General features: G+C 70.2%; 18 protein-coding genes, 1 pseudogene and 1 riboswitch. Of the genes and pseudogenes, 11 read left to right on the forward strand and 8 right to left on the reverse strand.

Annotated features, from left to right (window positions below; all coding sequences use genetic code 11):
- Window positions 1-53 precede the first annotated feature (53 nt).
- Window positions 54-899 (forward strand): hypothetical protein, encoded by an 846-nt coding sequence (locus tag ACFXKG_RS16305; RefSeq protein ID WP_384838409.1) that lies wholly within the window; start codon window positions 54-56, stop codon window positions 897-899.
- A 102-nt stretch (window positions 900-1,001) separates the two neighbouring features.
- On the opposite strand, the gene thiC is transcribed toward ACFXKG_RS16305, so the two are convergent.
- Window positions 1,002-2,954 (reverse strand): phosphomethylpyrimidine synthase ThiC, encoded by a 1,953-nt coding sequence (gene thiC, locus ACFXKG_RS16310; RefSeq protein ID WP_384838411.1) that lies wholly within the window; start codon window positions 2,952-2,954, stop codon window positions 1,002-1,004.
- A riboswitch (TPP riboswitch) is annotated at window positions 2,947-3,091 on the reverse strand. Its footprint overlaps the gene before it by 8 nt.
- Before the next feature lie 92 nt (window positions 3,092-3,183).
- Here thiC and ACFXKG_RS16315 point away from each other — a divergent pair.
- Window positions 3,184-4,584 (forward strand): YibE/F family protein, encoded by a 1,401-nt coding sequence (locus ACFXKG_RS16315; protein ID WP_384838494.1) that lies wholly within the window; start codon window positions 3,184-3,186, stop codon window positions 4,582-4,584.
- A gap of 128 nt (window positions 4,585-4,712) precedes the next feature.
- On the opposite strand, the gene ACFXKG_RS16320 is transcribed toward ACFXKG_RS16315, so the two are convergent.
- The 4 genes from ACFXKG_RS16320 to ACFXKG_RS16335 all read right to left on the reverse strand — a co-directional run bounded on the left by ACFXKG_RS16320 (window position 4,713) and on the right by ACFXKG_RS16335 (window position 6,829).
- Window positions 4,713-5,147 carry an SsgA family sporulation/cell division regulator gene (locus ACFXKG_RS16320; RefSeq protein ID WP_365807465.1) on the reverse strand — a complete coding sequence of 145 codons (435 nt, stop codon included), beginning with the start codon at window positions 5,145-5,147 and terminating at the stop codon, window positions 4,713-4,715.
- Window positions 5,148-5,250: 103 nt separating this feature from the next.
- A complete protein-coding gene (locus ACFXKG_RS16325) occupies window positions 5,251-6,021 on the reverse strand; it encodes an IclR family transcriptional regulator (RefSeq protein ID WP_384838413.1) in 771 nt (256 codons plus the stop codon).
- Window positions 6,022-6,162: 141 nt separating this feature from the next.
- Window positions 6,163-6,381 (reverse strand): DUF5326 family protein, encoded by a 219-nt coding sequence (locus ACFXKG_RS16330; protein ID WP_384838416.1) that lies wholly within the window; start codon window positions 6,379-6,381, stop codon window positions 6,163-6,165.
- Between the two features lie 130 nt (window positions 6,382-6,511).
- A complete protein-coding gene (locus ACFXKG_RS16335; RefSeq protein ID WP_382895259.1) occupies window positions 6,512-6,829 on the reverse strand; it encodes a cupin domain-containing protein in 318 nt (105 codons plus the stop codon).
- 14 nt (window positions 6,830-6,843) lie between these two features.
- On the opposite strand from ACFXKG_RS16335, the gene ACFXKG_RS16340 reads away from it, so the two are divergent.
- The 4 genes from ACFXKG_RS16340 (at window position 6,844) to ACFXKG_RS16355 (ending at window position 10,112) form a co-directional block, all read left to right on the forward strand.
- Entirely contained in the window at window positions 6,844-7,224 is a 381-nt protein-coding gene (locus ACFXKG_RS16340; RefSeq protein ID WP_365807472.1) for a phage holin family protein, read from the forward strand.
- An 8-nt stretch (window positions 7,225-7,232) separates the two neighbouring features.
- On the forward strand, window positions 7,233-8,378 hold the full coding sequence (locus tag ACFXKG_RS16345) for a cystathionine gamma-lyase (RefSeq protein WP_384838421.1): 1,146 nt from the start codon (window positions 7,233-7,235) through the stop codon (window positions 8,376-8,378).
- A gap of 300 nt (window positions 8,379-8,678) precedes the next feature.
- Window positions 8,679-9,572: a LysR family transcriptional regulator gene (locus tag ACFXKG_RS16350; RefSeq protein WP_384838424.1), complete on the forward strand. Its 894-nt coding sequence runs from the start codon at window positions 8,679-8,681 to the stop codon at window positions 9,570-9,572.
- 60 nt (window positions 9,573-9,632) lie between these two features.
- A complete protein-coding gene (locus ACFXKG_RS16355; RefSeq protein ID WP_365807478.1) occupies window positions 9,633-10,112 on the forward strand; it encodes an NUDIX hydrolase in 480 nt (159 codons plus the stop codon).
- A 74-nt stretch (window positions 10,113-10,186) separates the two neighbouring features.
- On the opposite strand, the gene ACFXKG_RS16360 is transcribed toward ACFXKG_RS16355, so the two are convergent.
- Window positions 10,187-12,103, reverse strand: a complete 1,917-nt coding sequence (locus ACFXKG_RS16360; RefSeq protein WP_384838428.1) for a globin domain-containing protein — start codon at window positions 12,101-12,103, stop codon at window positions 10,187-10,189.
- Window positions 12,104-12,420: 317 nt separating this feature from the next.
- On the reverse strand, window positions 12,421-13,071 hold the full coding sequence (locus ACFXKG_RS16365; protein ID WP_384838431.1) for an HAD family hydrolase: 651 nt from the start codon (window positions 13,069-13,071) through the stop codon (window positions 12,421-12,423).
- An 85-nt stretch (window positions 13,072-13,156) separates the two neighbouring features.
- Between ACFXKG_RS16365 and ACFXKG_RS16370 the strand changes: the two genes are divergently transcribed.
- From ACFXKG_RS16370 to ACFXKG_RS16385, 4 genes are all read left to right on the forward strand, one after another.
- Window positions 13,157-13,684, forward strand: a complete 528-nt coding sequence (locus ACFXKG_RS16370) for a DUF2269 family protein (RefSeq protein WP_384838434.1) — start codon at window positions 13,157-13,159, stop codon at window positions 13,682-13,684.
- A gap of 5 nt (window positions 13,685-13,689) precedes the next feature.
- Window positions 13,690-14,547, forward strand: coding sequence for a GNAT family N-acetyltransferase (locus ACFXKG_RS16375; RefSeq protein WP_384838436.1), 858 nt, complete (start codon window positions 13,690-13,692; stop codon window positions 14,545-14,547).
- 42 nt (window positions 14,548-14,589) lie between these two features.
- Complete coding sequence (locus ACFXKG_RS16380) at window positions 14,590-15,042, forward strand: GNAT family N-acetyltransferase (protein WP_384838439.1); 453 nt, start codon at window positions 14,590-14,592, stop codon at window positions 15,040-15,042.
- 112 nt (window positions 15,043-15,154) lie between these two features.
- Window positions 15,155-16,207: a restriction endonuclease gene (locus ACFXKG_RS16385; RefSeq protein WP_384838442.1), complete on the forward strand. Its 1,053-nt coding sequence runs from the start codon at window positions 15,155-15,157 to the stop codon at window positions 16,205-16,207.
- Between the two features lie 116 nt (window positions 16,208-16,323).
- Here the strand turns inward: ACFXKG_RS16385 and ACFXKG_RS16390 are convergent, their stop codons facing one another.
- Window positions 16,324-17,706, reverse strand: a complete 1,383-nt coding sequence (locus ACFXKG_RS16390) for a serine hydrolase domain-containing protein (RefSeq protein WP_384838445.1) — start codon at window positions 17,704-17,706, stop codon at window positions 16,324-16,326.
- Window positions 17,707-17,850: 144 nt separating this feature from the next.
- Here ACFXKG_RS16390 and ACFXKG_RS16395 point away from each other — a divergent pair.
- Window positions 17,851-18,222, forward strand: a pseudogene (locus ACFXKG_RS16395) (VOC family protein); the annotation flags it as partial.
- Window positions 18,223-18,230: the final 8 nt, after the last annotated feature.

Below are 18,230 nucleotides of genomic sequence, written 5' to 3' on the forward strand. Positions count from 1 at the left end.
GCCGACTGCGGCTCGTTCCACACGGGCTCAACGGCCCTACGGAGTATCGGGGGATGCACATGAATAGCGCTCCGCACCTGCTGAGCGAGGATCGCGCGGATTTCGAGCGCATCCTCAGTGATGTGCTGCGCAATGCACACGACCGTCCGGACCTCGCCGCCGTCGGGGAGCGGCTCAACGCGGAACAGTTGCGCACGATGGCGCTGAACGCGACGGGCCGGATCGCCTCCTCCGCGACGGCGGAGTACGAGCACTACGCCAAGATCCGCGAGGAGTCCCGCTCACCGGGCACCACCACGTCCATCCGCGACTCGGTGCTGGCCCCCGCGGAGGACGCCACGACGGACTCCGGCGCCGGGCTCACGGCCGTCATCACGGTCCTGGTCCCGATCCTCGGCGGCACCGCGGCGGCGATCTTCCTGCTCGTCGGCTATCTCCTGAAGGCCCTCGACCCGGCGCCCGCGTTCGCGGACAGCATGCTCGCCGTGGGCTGGTTCTTCGCGGCCGTCACCGTGCTCGGCATCCTGGCCGCCGCGATAGGGCTGCTGGTCACCGCGTTGCGCAACAGCTCGACCCAGCTTCCCGCCGACGAGACGGCCGGCGGAGAGCTGCCCGACGAGGTCGCCCGCGCGCGCGAGGCGTGGCGCCATGCCCTGCTGGAGCGCGGCATCCTGCCCTTCCTGCGGGCCGCCCTGGACGACCCGAGCGCGGACCCGGCGGCGCCGGCCCCGCCTCGTCCGTCCGGTCAGCTCCCCAAGATCGGCTACAGCAGGCCGGACTTCAGCAGCCCCGACGAGGGCTCCTCCGCCGGACGGCGGCCGAATTTCAGCAGCCCGGACTTCAGTGGTCCGGACTTCACCAGCCCCGACTTCGGCGGCCCGGAACACCGGCCGGAATGACCCCGGCAGGTGGTCCGGGCCGCTCGGTCACGTCATGACCGACGCCGGGCCCGGGGCGGGAACCCGGGGCCGGGCCCTCCGAGTGGCCCGGCGCAGGAGCGGTCAGTCGACCAGCGGCAGATAGACCCGGTTGCCGGCCGCGGCGAACTCCTTGGACTTCTCCGCCATGCCCGCCTCGATCTCGTCGGCCGACGGACCGTCCGCACGGTCCCCGTCCGCACGGTCCGTTACGCCCGCACGGCCCGTGCCGCCCGTTCCCTCCCTGCCGGGCACGCCGCTCGCCAGCTCGCCGCCGTGCTTGCGCCGGATGTCCTGCGAGATCTTCATCGAGCAGAACTTGGGTCCGCACATCGAGCAGAAATGAGCCGTCTTCGCCGGCTCGGCCGGCAGCGTCTCGTCATGGAACTCCCGTGCCGTGTCCGGATCGAGCGCCAGGTTGAACTGGTCCTCCCAGCGGAACTCGAACCGGGCGTCCGACAGCGCGTCGTCCCACTCCTGCGCCCCCGGGTGGCCCTTCGCGAGATCCGCCGCATGCGCCGCGATCTTGTACGTGATGACGCCCGTCTTCACGTCGTCGCGGTCCGGCAGACCGAGGTGTTCCTTGGGGGTGACGTAGCAGAGCATCGCCGTCCCCCACCACGCGATCATCGCCGCGCCGATCCCGGAGGTGATGTGGTCGTACGCCGGAGCCACATCGGTGGTCAGCGGGCCGAGCGTGTAGAACGGCGCCTCCTCGCAGATCTCCTGCTGGAGGTCGATGTTCTCCTTGATCTTGTGCATCGGGACATGGCCCGGACCCTCGATCATCGTCTGTACGTGGTGGCTCTTGGCGATCGAGTTCAGCTCGCCCAGCGTGCGCAACTCCGCGAACTGCGCCTCGTCGTTGGCGTCCGCGATGGAGCCCGGCCGCAGCCCGTCGCCGAGGGAGTACGTCACGTCGTACGCGGCGAGGATCTGGCACAGCTCGTCGAAGTTCTCGTACAGGAACGACTCCTTATGGTGCGCGAGACACCAGGCGGCCATGATGGAGCCGCCGCGCGAGACGATGCCGGTCTTGCGGCGGGCCGTGAGCGGCACGTACCGCAGCAGGACACCGGCGTGGACCGTCATGTAGTCGACGCCCTGCTCGGCCTGTTCGATCACGGTGTCCTTGTAGATCTCCCAGGTCAGCTCCTCGGCCTTGCCGTCGACCTTTTCGAGCGCCTGGTAGAGCGGCACGGTGCCGATGGGCACGGGGGAGTTGCGCAGCACCCACTCGCGGGTGGTGTGGATGTTGCGCCCGGTGGAGAGGTCCATGACTGTGTCGGCACCCCAGCGGGTCGCCCACGTCATCTTCTCCACCTCCTCCTCGATGGAGGAGGTGACCGCGGAGTTGCCGATGTTGGCGTTGACCTTCACCAGGAACCGCTTGCCGATGATCATCGGCTCGATCTCCGGGTGGTTGACGTTGGCCGGCAGTACGGCGCGGCCCGCGGCGATCTCCTCGCGGACGGTCTCCGGGGAGACGTTCTCGCGGATCGCGACATACTCCATCTCCGGCGTGATCTCCCCGCGGCGGGCGTACGCGAGCTGGGTGACGGCCCGGCCCTCGCGGCCCCGGCGGGGCTGGCGCGGCCGACCGGGGAAGACCGCGTCGAGGCCCCGCAGATCGGCCGCTCCGCTCCGTAGCAGCCCCCCGCGCGGGGAAGTGTGCTTGAGCCCGTCGTCCTCGGGTCGCGGTGGCCGGCCCGCGTACTCCTCGGTGTCGCCGCGGCCGATGATCCAGTTCTCCCGCAGTGGCGCGAGTCCGCGGCGCACGTCGGTGTCGACGGCGGGGTCGGTGTACGGCCCCGAGGTGTCGTACAGCGTGACGTCCTCGCCGTTGGTGAGGTGGACCTGGCGGACCGGCACCCGGAGATCGGGGCGGGAGCCCTCGATATATCCCTTGTGCCAGCCGATGGGCCGTCCGCCCGCGGTCCCGCCCCGGAGGCCCGGGTCCGCGCTGGTGTCCGTGCTGGTGTCCGCGCTCGTGTCCTCCGAGCCGGAGGCAGGCGTGTGTGCGTCCTGAACGGTCATGAGACCTACTCCCTACGCCGGCATTACCCGGTAACAGGTTCAGCGGTCGGCGCAGCGCAGGTGTCCGGGGACCCGTCCCCGGGACTACACGTCAGCGCCCTCTCAGCCCGGTGCTCCGAGCTCCCGCGTGTGCAAAGGTGCCCCCACGCTAGCGTCAGATCGGGCGCGCTGAACAGAGGGCCCCGCGCTTTCTCCGCCTTCTTGCGATGATCGGTCGGTGACACCACCCATGCAGACCCACGAATCGGACGGCCACGCACACGGCCACTCGCACAGCCATGGCCCCGCCGCGCCGGTCTCGCGGCACCTCCGCAAGGTGATCGCGGCGGTGCTGATTCCGTTCGCGGCCGCCGTGGTGGTCGGGCTCGCCGTGCTCTGGCCGGGCGGCGCGCCCGCGCACGAGCGGACCGGTGTGGGCTTCGACCGGCAGACCTTCGAGGGCCAGGTGGTCCAGGTCGAGCGGGTCGCCTGCAAGGACGTGAACGCCTCCCAGGTCCCGTCGACCGGTGACACCTCCACGCCCCAGGGCCGCGAGGCGGTGCAGGAGGAGACCGGCGAGTGCAAGAAGGCGACGGTCGAGCTGAAGAGCGGCAAGGAGAAGGGCCACACCTTCATCGAGATCGTCCAGCCGGACGCGCCACGGCAGTTTCACGTGAAACAGGGCGTTGTGGTCGCCTACGCACCGGACGCGCCCCGTGATCTCCAGTACTCGGTGTCCGATGTGGACCGCCAGTTCCCGTTGACGCTGCTGGCGGGGATCTTCGCAATCGCGGTGATCGCGGTGGGGCGGATGCGGGGGGTCATGGCGCTGGTGGCGCTCGTGGTCTCGTTCGCGATCCTGACCCTGTTCATCCTGCCGGCGATCCTCCAGGGATCGAATCCGCTGGTGGTGGCGGTGGTGGGGGCGAGCGCGATCATGCTGGTCGCGCTGTATCTGTGTCACGGGCTGACGGCCCGCACCTCGGTGGCGGTGCTCGGCACCCTGATCTCGCTGCTGCTGATCGGGCTGCTGGGGTCGCTCTTCATCGGCTGGGCGAGCCTGACCGGTAACACCGACGACAGCACGGGACTGATCCACGGCCTCTACCCCGAGATCGACATGAGCGGCCTCCTGCTCGCCGGTGTGATCATCGGTTCGCTCGGTGTGCTGGACGATGTGACGGTGACCCAGACCTCGGCGGTGTGGGAGCTGCGCCAGGCGGATCCGACGATGGGTCCCCGGGCGCTCTACCGGGCGGGCATCCGGATCGGCCGGGACCACATCGCGTCCGTGGTCAACACACTGGTGCTGGCCTACGCGGGCGCCGCACTGCCGCTCCTGCTGCTCTTCTCCATCGCGCAGTCGAGCGTGGGGACGGTCGCCAACAGTGAGCTGGTGGCGGAGGAGATCGTACGGACGCTGGTGGGGTCGATCGGTCTGGTCGCCTCGGTGCCGGTGACCACGGCGCTGGCGGCGCTGGTGGTCTCCGCCGACCGGTCCGTCCCGGAGAACCCCCCGGCTCCGTCCGCGCCGCCCGCCCTGCCGGGACCGGGGGCGGGGCCCGGTCCCGGACCTCTGGAGCCGGGGATGCTGGTGCCGGCCCCGCCCGTACGCGCCCCGGGCAGCAGGGGCCGCCGCCGCAAGAAGTAGCGCGGGAGAGCCTCTCCGGAGCGGCCCCGGAGCGGCTCTGAGCGGTCCGCGGGGCCGTCCGTACCCTTCCGGGGCCCCGTGGACACCCCGGACACCGGAATCACCCGGACGGCCCCCTCAACGAGCCGTCAGCCGGCGTTCTCCTCGGCGAGGATGCGGCCCAGCTCCTCCTCAAGACTGTCCTCGAAGTCGCTGAGCGTGCGCTCCTGGCCGAGCGGAACCAACCGGTCCGTACGGTCCAGGAAGGCCACCAGCGGCGCGGCACTGACCCGGAAGAGCGCGTGGTCGTCGCCGACCTGGAGCCGCATATGGACGTCGGACAGGTCCTCGGGCGTCGTCGGCGAGATGTGCACATCCCCGTCCCCGCTGGGCGTGTTGATGCCGTCGAGCAGCAGCTCGCGGCCGAAAGTCCAGGTCACAGGCGCGTCGCCGGGCAGATGGAACGTCATGCGCACCGCGTACGGATCAGCCACCTTGTAGTGGAGTTCCACCGGGATACGGAACGACAGCTCCTCGGAGACGAGGAAGCTCATCAGGACCTCGGCCTGGACCGACTCGCGCATCGTTGTACTCCGGAGTAGATGGAACAGTGGCTGGGAATGATCCCCGTTGACCCTCTTGACGCCATAGTCCTGTAAGCGCTAGCAGATCACAAGGAGTAATTTTTCAGATACTGATAGAGAGGATTTGCGAGGTCAGCAGGGATCCGATCTCTCTGCGTAACCGCTCGGCCGCCGGAAGCAGTCGTTCCTGTTGACGGAGCGGTATAGAAATGGCCAGCGCGGCCGCAGCGGATCCGACGGTGATCGGCACGGCGGCGCAGACCGTCCCGAGCCGGTACTCCTGGCGGGCCACGACCGGTTCCATCCGCCCCAGCGAGTCGAGACGCTCCAGCAGGGTGCTCCGGTCCCGTACCGAGTACGGGGTGAGCGGGCGAACGGGATAGCGGTCCAGATGGTCCCGGCGGGACGCCTCGTCGAGCTGGCTCAGCAGACACTGGCCGATCGCGTGGGCATGGGCGGTCGCGCGGAAGTCGGCGTGGGCGTCGACCGCGGGGCACGCGGGACTGTCCGCCACGCAGAGGAGGTCCATCTCGCCCTCGTGGTAGACCGCGAAGTACACGGGGACGCCGAGCGCGTCGCGCAGTCGGCCGAGGACCTCGGCGAGGGTGGCGCGGCGGCTCCGGGCGGCTCCGGCGCACACCAGCCGCTGGGCGGCGTCCCCGAGAACGAAGACGCCCCTCTCGCGGTGGAGATAGCCCTCGTAGGTGAGGGTGCGCAGCAGGTGATAGGCGGTGGGGAGGGCGAGCCCCGCCTCGCGCGCGAGCTGTTTCGCGGTGGCTCCGTGGGGATGGGCTCCCACCAACTCCAGCAGTCGCATCGCCCGCCGCACCGATCCGATCAGGGTGGGAGCCGCGGCGGATGTAGCTGTGACCAAAGATCACCCCCAGGCGTGCTGACGGGCCGGGGCCCGCCGGGTGCGGCAGAGGTGAGCCACTCTAGGGGCAGGTCGGGGCGGGGGTTGGTTTCCCCTTCACCTTTCCCTCGGGCGGGCTAACAGCCCTATGGACTGACAGCCCTACCAGTCACCGCGCGACGAGGACGACGCCGTGAACTTCCGTACGACGTAGATCAGTCCGCCGACCAGGGCGACGAATATCAGCACCTTGAACAGCAGGCCGATCACGAACGCGAGCAGGCTGATGATCAGCCCGCCGAAGACCACGATGGCGATCGCGGGCACCGCGATCCACTTGACCCACCAGGGCATGCCCGTGAATATCTCCCGAACCGCCATCGTCCCTACCTCGCTTCACCGAGTCGTGATGTATCCGCTGTACGTCTTCGATGCTAGAGCCGCGGCAGTACCCGCGGTGACCTCACAGCCCCCGCTCTCCCCTGATCCGACCCTGAGACACATCTGAGGGTCATCCCTCGGGCGGCGAGAACACCACCATCACCCGCAGATCCTCCGTGATGTGGTGGAACTTGTGCGCGGCCCCGGCCGGTACGTAGACCACGCTGCCACGGCTGACCTGCGTGGTCTCCGCCCCTACCGTGATCGAGGCCCGTCCGCTGACGACGAAGTACACCTCGTCCTGCCGGTGCGGCTGCTGCGGGTCGGTCGCGCCGGCGTCCAGCGCGTACAGGCCCACGGACATGTTGCGTTCTCGTACAAACTGCAGATACGCGCCGTCGTTGGCGGCACGCTCCGCCTCCAGCTCATCCAGTCGAAATGCCTTCATGCCACGATCAGACCATGAAGAATTTCCTAGTCAAGACGATCGCCAACGCCGCGGCCCTGGCGGTGGCGATCTGGCTGATCCAGAACATAACCCTGACCGGCGAGAGCACCGGCCGGAAGGCCCTGACGCTGATCCTGGTGGCGCTGCTCTTCGGGCTGGTCAACTTCCTCGTCAAGCCGGTGCTGAAGCTGCTGACGCTGCCGCTGTTCATCCTCACCCTCGGGTTGTTCACCCTGGTGATCAATGCCCTGATGCTGCTGCTGACCTCGTGGCTCGCGGAGAAGCTGAGCCTGAGCTTCCATGTCGAGGGCTTCTGGACGGCCGTGCTCGGCGGTCTGGTCATCTCCGTGGTGTCCTGGGCACTGAACGTCGCGCTCCCCGACGACAGCGACTGAGGCCGGCCATGAACCACTCTTCGGACATCGGCGACGGCACGAGAGCCGTACGGGCGGGGCTGCCCGAGCCGGTGAAGCACGAACCGACCCTCCCCGGGCCGGTCTTCGCCGCCCACTTCCACCTGCCGGGCGATCCGACCGGCCCGTACACCTACGGCCGGGACGAGAACCCGACCTGGACCCATCTCGAACAGGCCATCAGCGAGCTGGAGGCGCCCGGCGGGTCCGTCGAGACCGTCGCCTTCGCCTCCGGCATGGCCGCGATCTCCGCGGTGGCCTTCTCCCAGCTCCGGGCCGGCGACGCGATCGTCCTGCCGGACGACGGGTACCAGGCCCTTCCGCTGCTGCGTGAACGGCTGGAGGCGTACGGCGTGGAGGTGCGGACCGCGCCGACCGGCGGCGACGCCCAGCTCCGGGTCCTGGCGGGGGCGCGCCTCCTGTGGATCGAGACGCCGTCCAACCCCGGTCTCGACGTCTGCGACATCCGCCGGCTCGTGCGCGAGGCGCACGCCGGCGGCACCCTCGTCGCCGTCGACAACACCCTGGCCACCCCGCTCGGCCAGCGCCCCCTGGAGCTCGGCGCGGACTTCTCCGTGGCCAGCGACACCAAGGGCATGACCGGCCACGGCGACATCCTCCTCGGCCATGTGACCAGCGGCGACCCGGAACTCGCCGCGGGGGTGCGGCGCTGGCGCAAGGTCGTCGGGGCGATCCCCGGGCCGATGGAGGCATGGCTCGCCCACCGCTCGCTCGCCACCCTCCAGCTCCGTATCGAGCGCCAGTGTGCCAACGCGCTGGTCATCGCCCGCGCACTGGCGGAGCGCGACGACGTCAGCGGCGTGCGCCACCCCGGGCTGCCCGGCGACCCCTCGCACGCCGTCGCCGCGCGCCAGATGCGCCGCTTCGGCTCCGTGGTCTCCTTCGTCCTGCCCGACCAGGACAAGGCGGAACGATTCCTCGGCGAGCTGCGGTTCGTGGAGGAGGCGACGAGCTTCGGCGGCGTACGGTCCACCGCCGAGCGGCGCGGACGCTGGGGCGGCGACGCCGTGCCGGACGGCTTCATCCGCTTCTCCGTCGGCGCGGAGGATCCCGAGGACCTGCTCGCGGACGTCCTGAACGCCCTCGACACGGTGGGCCGGACAACGGGGCACTGACCGGACACGGCGGACGCCGATCGCACGAGGCGGGGCCGACGGCGGCCCGCCGTCCACTGTCGCCGTACGGGGCCGTATACGAAAGAGACGGTCCGAGCCTCCCCCCTCATGGCTCGGACCGTCCCAGGTTCCACGCGCGGAGAACCATTTAACCAAGGCTAGTTGACTCTGCGTCAGTGTCCAATCACAGTAGCGACAGCGGCCTATCGACTTATTTATAGTTGGCGACGCAGGGTCGCCACGGGGGCGAGGCCCTGTCCGGACAGGGCGCAGGCGCGGTTCGAGACGGGAGAGCGGGACATGGACCTGGCTCTTCTGCGCACCTTCGTCACCGTGCACCGCGCCGGTTCCTTCACTCGCGCCGCGGCCCTGCTCGGCCTCTCCCAACCCGCCGTGACCGGCCAGATCAGGACCCTGGAACGGCAGCTCGGACGCCCCCTCTTCCTCCGCCAGGCCCGCGGCGTCACCCCCACGACCATCGGCGACGAACTCGCCCACCGCGCCGCACCCCATCTCGACGCCCTGGTCGAGATCGCCGAGACCGGACTCGACGAGGAGTCCGGCGTACGCACGCTCCATCTCGCCGGCCCGCCCGAATTCACCTCCCTGCGTGCCCTGCCCGCGCTCAGCGCGCTCACCGCCCAGGGCCTCGCACTGCGCACCTCATTCTTCGGAAACTCCGAGGAAACCCTGGAAGGGCTGGCCGCCGGACATCATGATCTGGCCATCACCACCGCCCGGCCGCGCGGCGGGCTGCTCACCTCGACTCCGCTCTGCGACGAGGAGCACGTCCTGATCGCGGCTCCCCGCTGGGCGGCCCGCCTCGGCCACGAGGTGCTGCGCGAGCGGATCGTGGTGCTCGAACAGCTTCCGGTCGTCGAGGTACACGAGTCCCTGCCGTTCGTCTCCCGCTACTGGGCCACCGTGTTCGAGACCCGGCCCGCGGCGGCGGGCACCGTGATCGCCCCTGACCTACGGGCCGTGCTGGAGTGCACGGCGGCGGGCGCCGGGCTCGCCGTCCTGCCCCGTTACCTCTGCGAGGCGGCCCTGGAGCGCGGCGAGGTCATCGCCCTGCTCGACCCGCCCGTCCCCCCGCTGCGCACGTACTTCCTGGCCGTGCGCACCGGCACGCTCGCCCTGCCGCCGGTCGCGCGGGCGCACGAGTGGCTGCTGCGGGCCGCCGTGGAGTGGTGAGCAGCGAGCCGGAGCGGCGCCGGGAGTTTCAGAAGTGGTGGGACGGGCGAACCTCTTCCCATGACCGAACGGCCCGTGGTCAAGCGCACCGCACGCGCCATCCTGCTGGACGGCGACGACCTGATCCTGATCAAACGGACCAAGCCAGGGGTGGATCCGTACTGGCTCACACCCGGCGGCGGGGTCGAGAGAACGGACGCCACCGTCGTCGACGCCCTCCACCGCGAGGTGGACGAGGAACTCGGCGCCAAGATCATCGATGTGGTGCCGTGCTTCGTGGACACCGTGGAGCACATCGCCGACGGCGGCGTCACCGGCGTGAAGGTGCAGCACTTCTTCGTCTGCCGGCTCGACTCGATGGACCCTTCCCTGCGGCACGGCCCCGAGATCGACGAGCCGCTCGGGGAGTACGAGATCGTCCGGGTGCCGTTCAGCCGGGTCGGCATCGCCGCCGTCCATCTCGTACCGCTCTCCCTGCGCCACTACCTGGACGGCAATATCGAGGGTGTGCGCGCGATGCACGCCCCCGACCTGGGCTGACCGGCGGTCCCCGGCCGACACGAGCCGGCCGGGGAGCCGGGAACGGACATTCCGTGACCGGGCGTGGCCGGGTGCTACGTGGCCGCCGCGACCAGTTCCTCGAGAGAGTCGTGGCGGATCCGGTCCGAAGGGATCCCGGCGCCCCGCAGCGCGTCCAGACTGCTGCGGATCATCCCCGGCGGCCCCGACAGATACGCGTCGAACTCGTGCCACGGACCGTGGTCGCGCACCGCCTCGGGAAGCCGCCCCGTCAGCCCCGCCGTGGGCCCCTCCGCGACCACCGGGCGCACCGACAGCCACGGGTGCGCGCTCTCCAGCTCCAGCATCGTCTCGATGTCGTACAGGTCGTGATCACTGCGCGCACCGTAGAACACCTCCACCGGACGCCGCTGCCCGCGTTCGGCGACATCCTCGATGAGCGCCTTGATCGGTGCGATACCGGTCCCGCCGCCCAGACAGAGCAGACCGTTGTCCGTGCTGTGGTCGACGGTCATCGAGCCGGCCGGCGGCCCCAGCCGCAGCACGTCCCCGGGCTTCGCGTGATGGACCAGCGCGTTGGACACCCAGCCCGCCGGCACCGCCTTGACATGGAACGACAGCAGACCGTCCGGGCGGGGCGCCGACGCGAAGGAGTAGTGCCGCCAGACCCGCGGCCACCACGGCGTCTCCAGACTCGTGTACTGCCCGGCGAGGAAGGGGTACGGCTGGTCCGGACGGACCGTCACCACGGCGATGTCCGAGGTCCGCGACTCGTGCGCGACGACCTCGGCCTGCCACCACGCCGGAGCGTGCTGCTCGTTCTCGGCCGCCGCGTCGATCATGATCTGGGAGATGGTCGTGTACGTCCGGACCCAGGCCCCCTCGGTTTCCTCGTCCCAGCTGGCCGAGGCGTAACGCGCCAGCGCGCCCATGAGGGCCTCACCGACCGCGGGGTAGTGCGCCGACTGGGTGCCGTACTTGCGGTGCCCGCGGCCGAGCTGCCGAAGATAGTCCGTGAGAACCGCCGGCGAGTCCATGTGCTCGGCGGCCGTGAGCAGCGCCCTGAGCAGCCGGTCGCGCTGCGCGTCCATCGCCACCGGGAACAGCCCGCGCAGATCGGGATGGCGTACGAAGAGCAGGGAGTAGAAGTACGAAGTGAGCTGGTCGGCCACCGGGGCGACCTCGGCCAGCGTCCGGCGGACGAGGATCGCGTCCGGCGAGGCGTTCGGGTCGGGCACCGCGGGAGCGGGCGGCACGACCGACGGCTGCCCCGCCGGGGCCGCCGGGGCGGCGGCCGGCGCCTCGGGCGGCAGCGCCGCCGACACGGGCATCTGCGGCGGCGGAGAGGCGCCCGGAGAGGCATCCTGCACACGCTGCTCGCCACCGGATGGCTCCGCGGCCCGCTCGGCGTCAGCCGGTTCGGGCGCCGCAGGGGCGCTCTCGCCGCCCGGGGGGCGCTCGTACTCCGGCTGCACGGGATGGTGCCGTACGGCGTCGTCGGCATACGGCGGTACGGGGCCGGGGCGCGCGGCGGCCGAGCGTACCGCCGCCTCCGCGGCGGCCGCGGAAACGGGCCCGCCGATCCCCCCGGCTGTCGTCCCCGGTCCCTCGGAGAGCTGCGGATGGGCCGCGGGACCCTCCCCCGCGCGCGTGCTCTTGGGCCGCAGCCGGAACGCGTCGGGAACGCTCTCGTCCGCGGGAAGCGGCTGCGCGGGCGACGGCTGCTCCGCACCAGGCCCCTGGCCCGGGGCGGCCGGGCCGTCGCGCCACGGCGGCGCCGTCCGGGTGCCGCCGGAGCCCACCGGGCGCAGCGAGGCGAAGGTACGGCCCTGGGCGGGTATTCGGTCCCGGCCCGCCGCCTCTCCGGCACCGCCCGATGCCGTCGGGTCCGGCCGGCCCTCGCCGCTCGGCGCCCGGCGAGGGGAGAACCAACCGCCGCTCGCGCGCTCCCCGGAGCCGCCGTCGTCCCCGGGAGTGCCGTTGTCAGCCGACGTGGTGGTCGGAGCGTCCATCGTGTGCCTCGCCTCGAACATCTTTCGGTCGGTCTGCGCACATCCGCTGGTCCGGAATACGCAGGCAATTCCCCGTTCTGACTCGGGCTGCCGACAGCCCGCCCCGACCCCCGCCTCAGCCCCCGCGGGGACAGGAAGCGCGGGAATACGGGACAGCGCGCAACGCCCGTCGTCGCAGCATGGCAGGCCATGCCGCCACAGCGGACAAAGAGCGTGAAGTTCGGGCATCCACACTGGATTTACCGTTAGGGTGCATCGCTCCCGCACTCAATCGCCGGATCCCCGCCGCGTTTCCACGGCACCTCCGGATCAGAGTATTACTGCTGGAGGCTCACCAGTTCATAGACCTCTCGCAGATCGTCTCCCGAGTACGTGTACGTGGCGAGCCCCGACAGGTGGTGATCGGCATTCACGGCCACGGCACAGGGCACCACCGTGAAGATCTCCGCATCGGACATCGAATCACCATAGGCAACACAGCGGTCCAGCCCCACCCCGAACTCTGCACACAGCCGGTTCGCGATCTTCACTTTCGCGGCGGGATTGAGAATGCCCGCCCGGTCCACCGGCTCGGTGAAAGGCAGACCCGGCCACCGCGAACCATGCGTGGCGTGCGCACCCCACTCCAGCAGCCGCGAAACAAAGAAATCAGGCGAGAGGGAGATAACAGCACAGTAATCACCTCTCTTCCGGATGTCGTCCCACACCTCACGGATTCCCGACAGCCAGGGAGCACCCTCGAAAGCCGCCGCCACCTGCTCCACCGTCAGCTCGGCCCACAACTCCCGGGCCCGTACGGCGAACTCGTCCGGCGGCAGTCCCCGAGAGACGAAGTCCCGCTCCAGCTCAGCGATCTCGCGGCCCACCCCCAACTGCCGGGAGATCTCCACCGCGGCGGCCGAACCACGGATGAGGGTGCCATCGAGGTCGAAGAGATGAAGCCTGGGTCCGCTCGCCGTGCTCGTCATACTCGCCATGTACGCCGAGGCTAGTACGCGCGGTTACTCCCGTGGGCAGACGCCCGCGGTCCACCCGCCAGGCACCGTGTTTCACGTGAAACAACTCAAGCGGCCCGCACGCCGGACCCTCCTCACCCTCCACGTCATCGCCTCCGTGAGCTGGCTGGGACTCGCCCTCGGTCTGCTGGCCCTCGGCATCGCCGCCTACACCACGGAAGACCCCGCCACCACGCAGGCCGCCTACCGCGCCATGCAGATCATCGCCGACTGGTTGATCGTTCCCCTGGCCCTGCTCGCCTTCCTCAGCGGCGTACTGCTCTCCCTCGGCACCCCCTGGGGCCTGGCGCGCCATCACTGGGTCCGGATCAAGTTCTGGCTTACTCTCGTCACACTCTCGGCGACCGTCTTCGCCCTGCGGCCGAACATCCACCAGGCCGCGGCCGACGGACAGCCCGACCTCAGCCTCGTCGCGGCCCCCGTCGTCTCCTCCACCGCGTACCTCTTCATGACGGCCATCTCCGTCCTCAAGCCCTGGGGGCTCACCCGCCGCGGCCGACGCTTCCGAGTCCTGGCCACTTCCCGTAAAACGGTGGACGAACGATCACCGGCTCCGACAGCCTGATCTCCATGCCGACACCGCACTCCGCACTGCCCATCCGGCGCCTGACCATGAGAGATCTCACGGCCTGCGCGGACCTCGCCGAAGACCGTGACTGGGCACGCGAAGAGCACCGATGGGGCCTGCTCCTGTCGGCGGGCACCGGCCACGGCATCGACGACCCGGACGGCAAGGGCCTGGCCGCGGTCTGCGTCGTCACCTCCTACGGCCGTGAACTCGCCGCCGTCGGCATGCTCCTCGTCGCCGGCCGGTACGCCCGTCAGGGGCTCGGACAACGCCTGATGACCCATGTCCTGCGCGAGGCCGGCAGCACACCGCTCGTCCTCTACGCCACGCCCCACGGCAGACCGCTCTACGAACGGCTCGGCTTCACCGGCATCAGCACCGTCGAGACCGTCCTCGGCCGCTTCCGGCCCTCGGGCCCCGGTACACCGCTCCCGGCGACGCGGCCCGCGACCGCCGCCGACCTGCCCGCCGTCGTCCGCCTCGACAACGAGGTCTTCGGAGCGGACCGCACCCACCTTCTCGCGCGGCTCCCCGCCTTCGCCGACCGCTTCGCAGTCGCCGAGGAAGCCTCCGCGATCACCGGATACGCGGCGGCCTGGCCCACCCCGGCGGCCGATGTCATCGGCCCCCTCGTCGCCCGGGACACCGACACCGCGAAGGCCCTGATCTCCGCCCTCGCCCCCGGCCCGGACCGGCCGCTGCGCACTTCCGTCGACGTACGCGACGAAGGGCTGCTCAACTGGCTGAAAGAACACGGTCTGGAACCCGCCAACCGCACCACGCTCATGACGTACGGCCTCCCCGACCTGCCCGGCGACCGGGCCCGCCGCTTCGCACCACTGACCCTGGCCACGGGCTGACCGCTCACCCCGGCGACACCCCGGCGGCGTACGCTGCCGGCCATGAACGACCTGGAGATACGGACCGCGGTCCCCGACGACATCCCCGCCATCGTGGCCCTGCTGGCGGACGACGCGCTCGGCGCACAGCGCGAGTCGCCCGACGACCTGACTCCCTACACCGCGGCCTTCGCCCGGCTGGCCGCCGACCCGAACCAGCACCTCGTCGTTGCCGTACGCGGCCACCGCGTGGTCGGAACCCTCCAGCTCACCATCATCCCCGGGCTCTCCCGCCGCGGCGCCACCCGCTCCCTCATCGAAGCGGTACGGGTCCACTCCGACGAACGCGGCAGCGGCCTCGGCACCCGGTTCATCGAATGGGCGATCGACGTATCGCGCCGAGAAGGCTGCCAACTGGTCCAACTGACCTCCGACGCCACCCGCACCGACGCGCACCGCTTCTACGAGCGACTCGGCTTCAACGCCTCCCATGTCGGATTCAAACTGAGTATCTGAAAACCGCATCCTTATCCGATCCGGCTCGTTGCCCCCGGCAAGGGGGCGGGACATATGCCCATCTGGATCCCGCCCCTCCCACGGGCCGCACGGCCGGGAGGAGACGGATCACATGCTCGATGAGATGGCTCTGCTGGAGTCCAGCTCTCTGCGCGCAAGCGTCGCGGAACGCGACGAAGTCCTCGACAGAGTCAAAGAACTGGCCCTGTCACCGGACGGCCTGCATGCCACGACCAAGAACGTCGCCGCCTACTTCGAGGTCAGTGAGAACGCGATCTGGGCCGTCATCCACGACCACCGGAGCGAACTCGACGCCAACGGATACCGCGTTCTCAGCGGCGAGGAACTGACTTACTTCAAGCAAGTCTGTGGAATCAAGTCCCGCAGCCGCTCCCTCGGGATCTTCTCCCGACGCGCCGTCCTGAACATCGCGATGCTGCTCCGCGACAGCATCGTCGCACGTCAGGTGCGTACGTACCTGCTCGACAGCGAGCGGAGCCACTCCGTAGAGCCTGTGGATAACTTAATCCACAGGCTGAAGGAGTGGATCGACACCCGCATCACCGACGCCCTCGCCCGGCACCCCGCCGTGCCCGCCGACGCGGACGCGGTGCGCATCGCCGAGGACATCGTCCGCACCACCATCGGCACGGCGGTCGTCCCGGCGCTCAACACAGCCATCCGGAACGACGGCGACCAGCGCGCCCGGATCGAAGCCCTGGAGGACGAGGTGACCCGCCTCAAACGCATCCTGCGCGAGAGCGGGGCAGCCGGTTCCATGGACGCACTCGACGCCATGAACAGCAGCCAGTTCGAGCAACACATCGCGTGGCTCTGCCGCCGCGACGGATGCGATCCGGTCATTCTGACCGGCGGCCACGGCGACACCGGAGCCGACATCGTCGCCTACACCCCCGACGGACGCCGCGTGGTCGTCCAGTGCAGAACACGCACCCCCGCGGCGACCATCACCAGCGGCGACGTACAGCGGTTCATCGGCATGGCCAAGCTCGACCACAAAGCCGACATCGCCCTGCTCGTCGCCACCTGCCCCTTCACTCGTGACGCACTGCTGCTCGCCGGACGCCACGACATGACCGCCGTCCACCGGGGTCTGCTGGAGGCATGGAACGGAGGCGCGAAACTCCAGGCGTTCCGCACCTGACCCACCTCAACGACAAAGCCCGAAGTCGCAATTCGCGCTTGCGGCTTCGGGCCCGGTCGCACTCTACCGCCCCGTGGCCGGAGCGTCCGGTTTCACGTGAAACATCACCATCGGCACTACCCGCCGAGCCCGCGCCAGCCCCCCGCGTCCACCCCACCGGGAACCGCGTCACCCGGCTCGTACGGCCCCCGGGTGAAGACGAACGAGCCGAGGTCGAGATGGCTCACCGATCCGTCAGGTCGCCGCACCACCCGCAAGGTCTCCCCCGCGTAGTAGCCGTCGAGCCCGGTCCAGCCGCCGTCGCCCGCCGGGACAAAGCTCGAACCCCGCCCGCCGCCGCGCAACGGGCGCAGCTCCAGCCCGCCGTCCGCCGTCAGCTTCAGCCCGACCGCCTGCGTACCCCAGTACCACGGCCCGGTGAGCGCCAGCAGCTCCTGGTCCACCTCGGGCAGCGGCTTCCACGGTGCAGGGATCCGTGGCTCCGCGTCCGCCACGATCCCGATCAGCTCCGCCGCCACCGAACCGGACGCCAGCCCCGACGTGGCATTGGCCAGCACCACCGCCGCCACCCCGTCCGCCACGCTCGCCCACAGGCCGGCGACAAATCCTGGCAGTGACCCCGTATGCCCCACCAGCGTCCGGTCGCCGTGCCGCATCAGCTGCGTCCCGAGGCCGTAGCCGCCGTCCCACTGACCCGTCTCCGGTGCCACCGACGGCGTGCGCAGCTCCGCCACGGATGCCGCACTCAGGACCTTCTCATCGCCCGCCACGAGAAAACCCGCGAACCGGCAGAGGTCGGCAGCGGTCGACCACAGCTGACCCGCGGGCGCCATCAGCCCGAGAGACTCGACCCGTTCCGGCAGCATCACGTCGGCCCACGGATGCACGGCCCAGCCGCCGGCAGCCGGCGCGACCGGCTGCGGCGTCGTACGGTCCATGGACAGCGGCTCAAGAACCTCACGCCGCAGGGCCTCCGCCCAGGGCATGCCACGTACCGCCTCGACCAGCGAACCCAGCAGCGTGAACCCCGGATTGGAGTAGTGGTGCCGCCGCCCGGCGGGGTGCACCACCGGCCGCTCACCCAGCACATCCGCGAGCCCCGGGCGCAGCTCACCAGGCGTCCGCTCCCACCACGGAGCCGGACTCTCCGCGGCGAGCCCCGCACTGTGGTCCAGAAGCTGCGCGACGGTGACCTCGCCCACCCCCGTGCCCGGAAGGTGCTTCTCCAGCGGGTCCGAGAGACCGATCAGCCCCTCGTCGCGCAACCGCAGCACCAGCACAGCCGTGAATGTCTTCGTGATCGACCCGATCCGGTACTGCGTACCGGCATCCGGCTCCTGCCCGTCCACGGAGCCCCGCCCCCCCGACCACACCATCCGCCCATCCCGCGCCACCGCCGCAACCACCGAAGGCACCCGCGCCTCCGCCTGCGCGACAGCGACACGATGCAGCAAGGCCCGTCGTGTACCGGGCAACAACTCTTCCCAGGGTGTGGTCATGAACCACATCTACCCGCGCCGCACCACCGCGTCGACCACATTTCGCGGTGCGCCGAAACCCCCGCCACCCCACGCCGCCAGGAACCGGGCGCCGCCTCAAAAACTGCTGGACAAGCACCGCCGGCCATCGCCACTGTGACCCGCATGACTTCTCTCGTGCATCACATATCGATCGACTGCAGCGACACCTACGCCCTCGGCACCTTCTGGGGCAAGGTCCTCGGTGCCTCCCTCGCCGACGACGACCTGCCCGGGGACTCGGAAGCGCTCCTCGAAGCGCGAGGCGTCACCCTGCTGTTCATCGCCGTTCCCGACGAAAAGATCGCCAAGAACCGGGTCCACTTCGACCTCCAGCCCCAGGAACGCACCCGTAACGAAGAGGTGGAACGCATCCTCGCCCTGGGCGCCACCCTCGTGGCCGACCGCCGCCGCCCCGACGGCGGGGGCTGGGTGACCCTCGCGGATCCCGAGGGCAACGAATTCTGCGTGGAGCGCAACGCGGCCGAACGAGCGGCCTGACCCGA

Source organism: Streptomyces sp. NPDC059255, from assembly GCF_042752355.1.
Classification (GTDB): domain Bacteria; phylum Actinomycetota; class Actinomycetes; order Streptomycetales; family Streptomycetaceae; genus Streptomyces.

Bases quoted from the DNA above. Each gene is read 5' to 3' on its own strand.
- ACFXKG_RS16315 (WP_384838494.1), top strand. From the start codon at position 3,184: ATGCAGACCCACGAATCGGACGGCCACGCACACGGCCACTCGCACAGC.
- ACFXKG_RS16380 (WP_384838439.1), top strand. From the start codon at position 14,590: ATGAACGACCTGGAGATACGGACCGCGGTCCCCGACGACATCCCCGCC.
- ACFXKG_RS16375 (WP_384838436.1), top strand. From the start codon at position 13,690: ATGCCGACACCGCACTCCGCACTGCCCATCCGGCGCCTGACCATGAGA.
- ACFXKG_RS16345 (WP_384838421.1), top strand. From the start codon at position 7,233: ATGAACCACTCTTCGGACATCGGCGACGGCACGAGAGCCGTACGGGCG.
- ACFXKG_RS16365 (WP_384838431.1), bottom strand. From the start codon at position 13,071: ATGACGAGCACGGCGAGCGGACCCAGGCTTCATCTCTTCGACCTCGAT.
- ACFXKG_RS16305 (WP_384838409.1), top strand. From the start codon at position 54: ATGCACATGAATAGCGCTCCGCACCTGCTGAGCGAGGATCGCGCGGAT.
- ACFXKG_RS16320 (WP_365807465.1), bottom strand. From the start codon at position 5,147: ATGCGCGAGTCGGTCCAGGCCGAGGTCCTGATGAGCTTCCTCGTCTCC.
- ACFXKG_RS16355 (WP_365807478.1), top strand. From the start codon at position 9,633: ATGACCGAACGGCCCGTGGTCAAGCGCACCGCACGCGCCATCCTGCTG.
- ACFXKG_RS16330 (WP_384838416.1), bottom strand. From the start codon at position 6,381: ATGGCGGTTCGGGAGATATTCACGGGCATGCCCTGGTGGGTCAAGTGG.
- ACFXKG_RS16390 (WP_384838445.1), bottom strand. From the start codon at position 17,706: ATGACCACACCCTGGGAAGAGTTGTTGCCCGGTACACGACGGGCCTTG.
- ACFXKG_RS16385 (WP_384838442.1), top strand. From the start codon at position 15,155: ATGCTCGATGAGATGGCTCTGCTGGAGTCCAGCTCTCTGCGCGCAAGC.
- ACFXKG_RS16350 (WP_384838424.1), top strand. From the start codon at position 8,679: ATGGACCTGGCTCTTCTGCGCACCTTCGTCACCGTGCACCGCGCCGGT.
- ACFXKG_RS16335 (WP_382895259.1), bottom strand. From the start codon at position 6,829: ATGAAGGCATTTCGACTGGATGAGCTGGAGGCGGAGCGTGCCGCCAAC.
- thiC (WP_384838411.1), bottom strand. From the start codon at position 2,954: ATGACCGTTCAGGACGCACACACGCCTGCCTCCGGCTCGGAGGACACG.
- ACFXKG_RS16360 (WP_384838428.1), bottom strand. From the start codon at position 12,103: ATGGACGCTCCGACCACCACGTCGGCTGACAACGGCACTCCCGGGGAC.
- ACFXKG_RS16340 (WP_365807472.1), top strand. From the start codon at position 6,844: ATGAAGAATTTCCTAGTCAAGACGATCGCCAACGCCGCGGCCCTGGCG.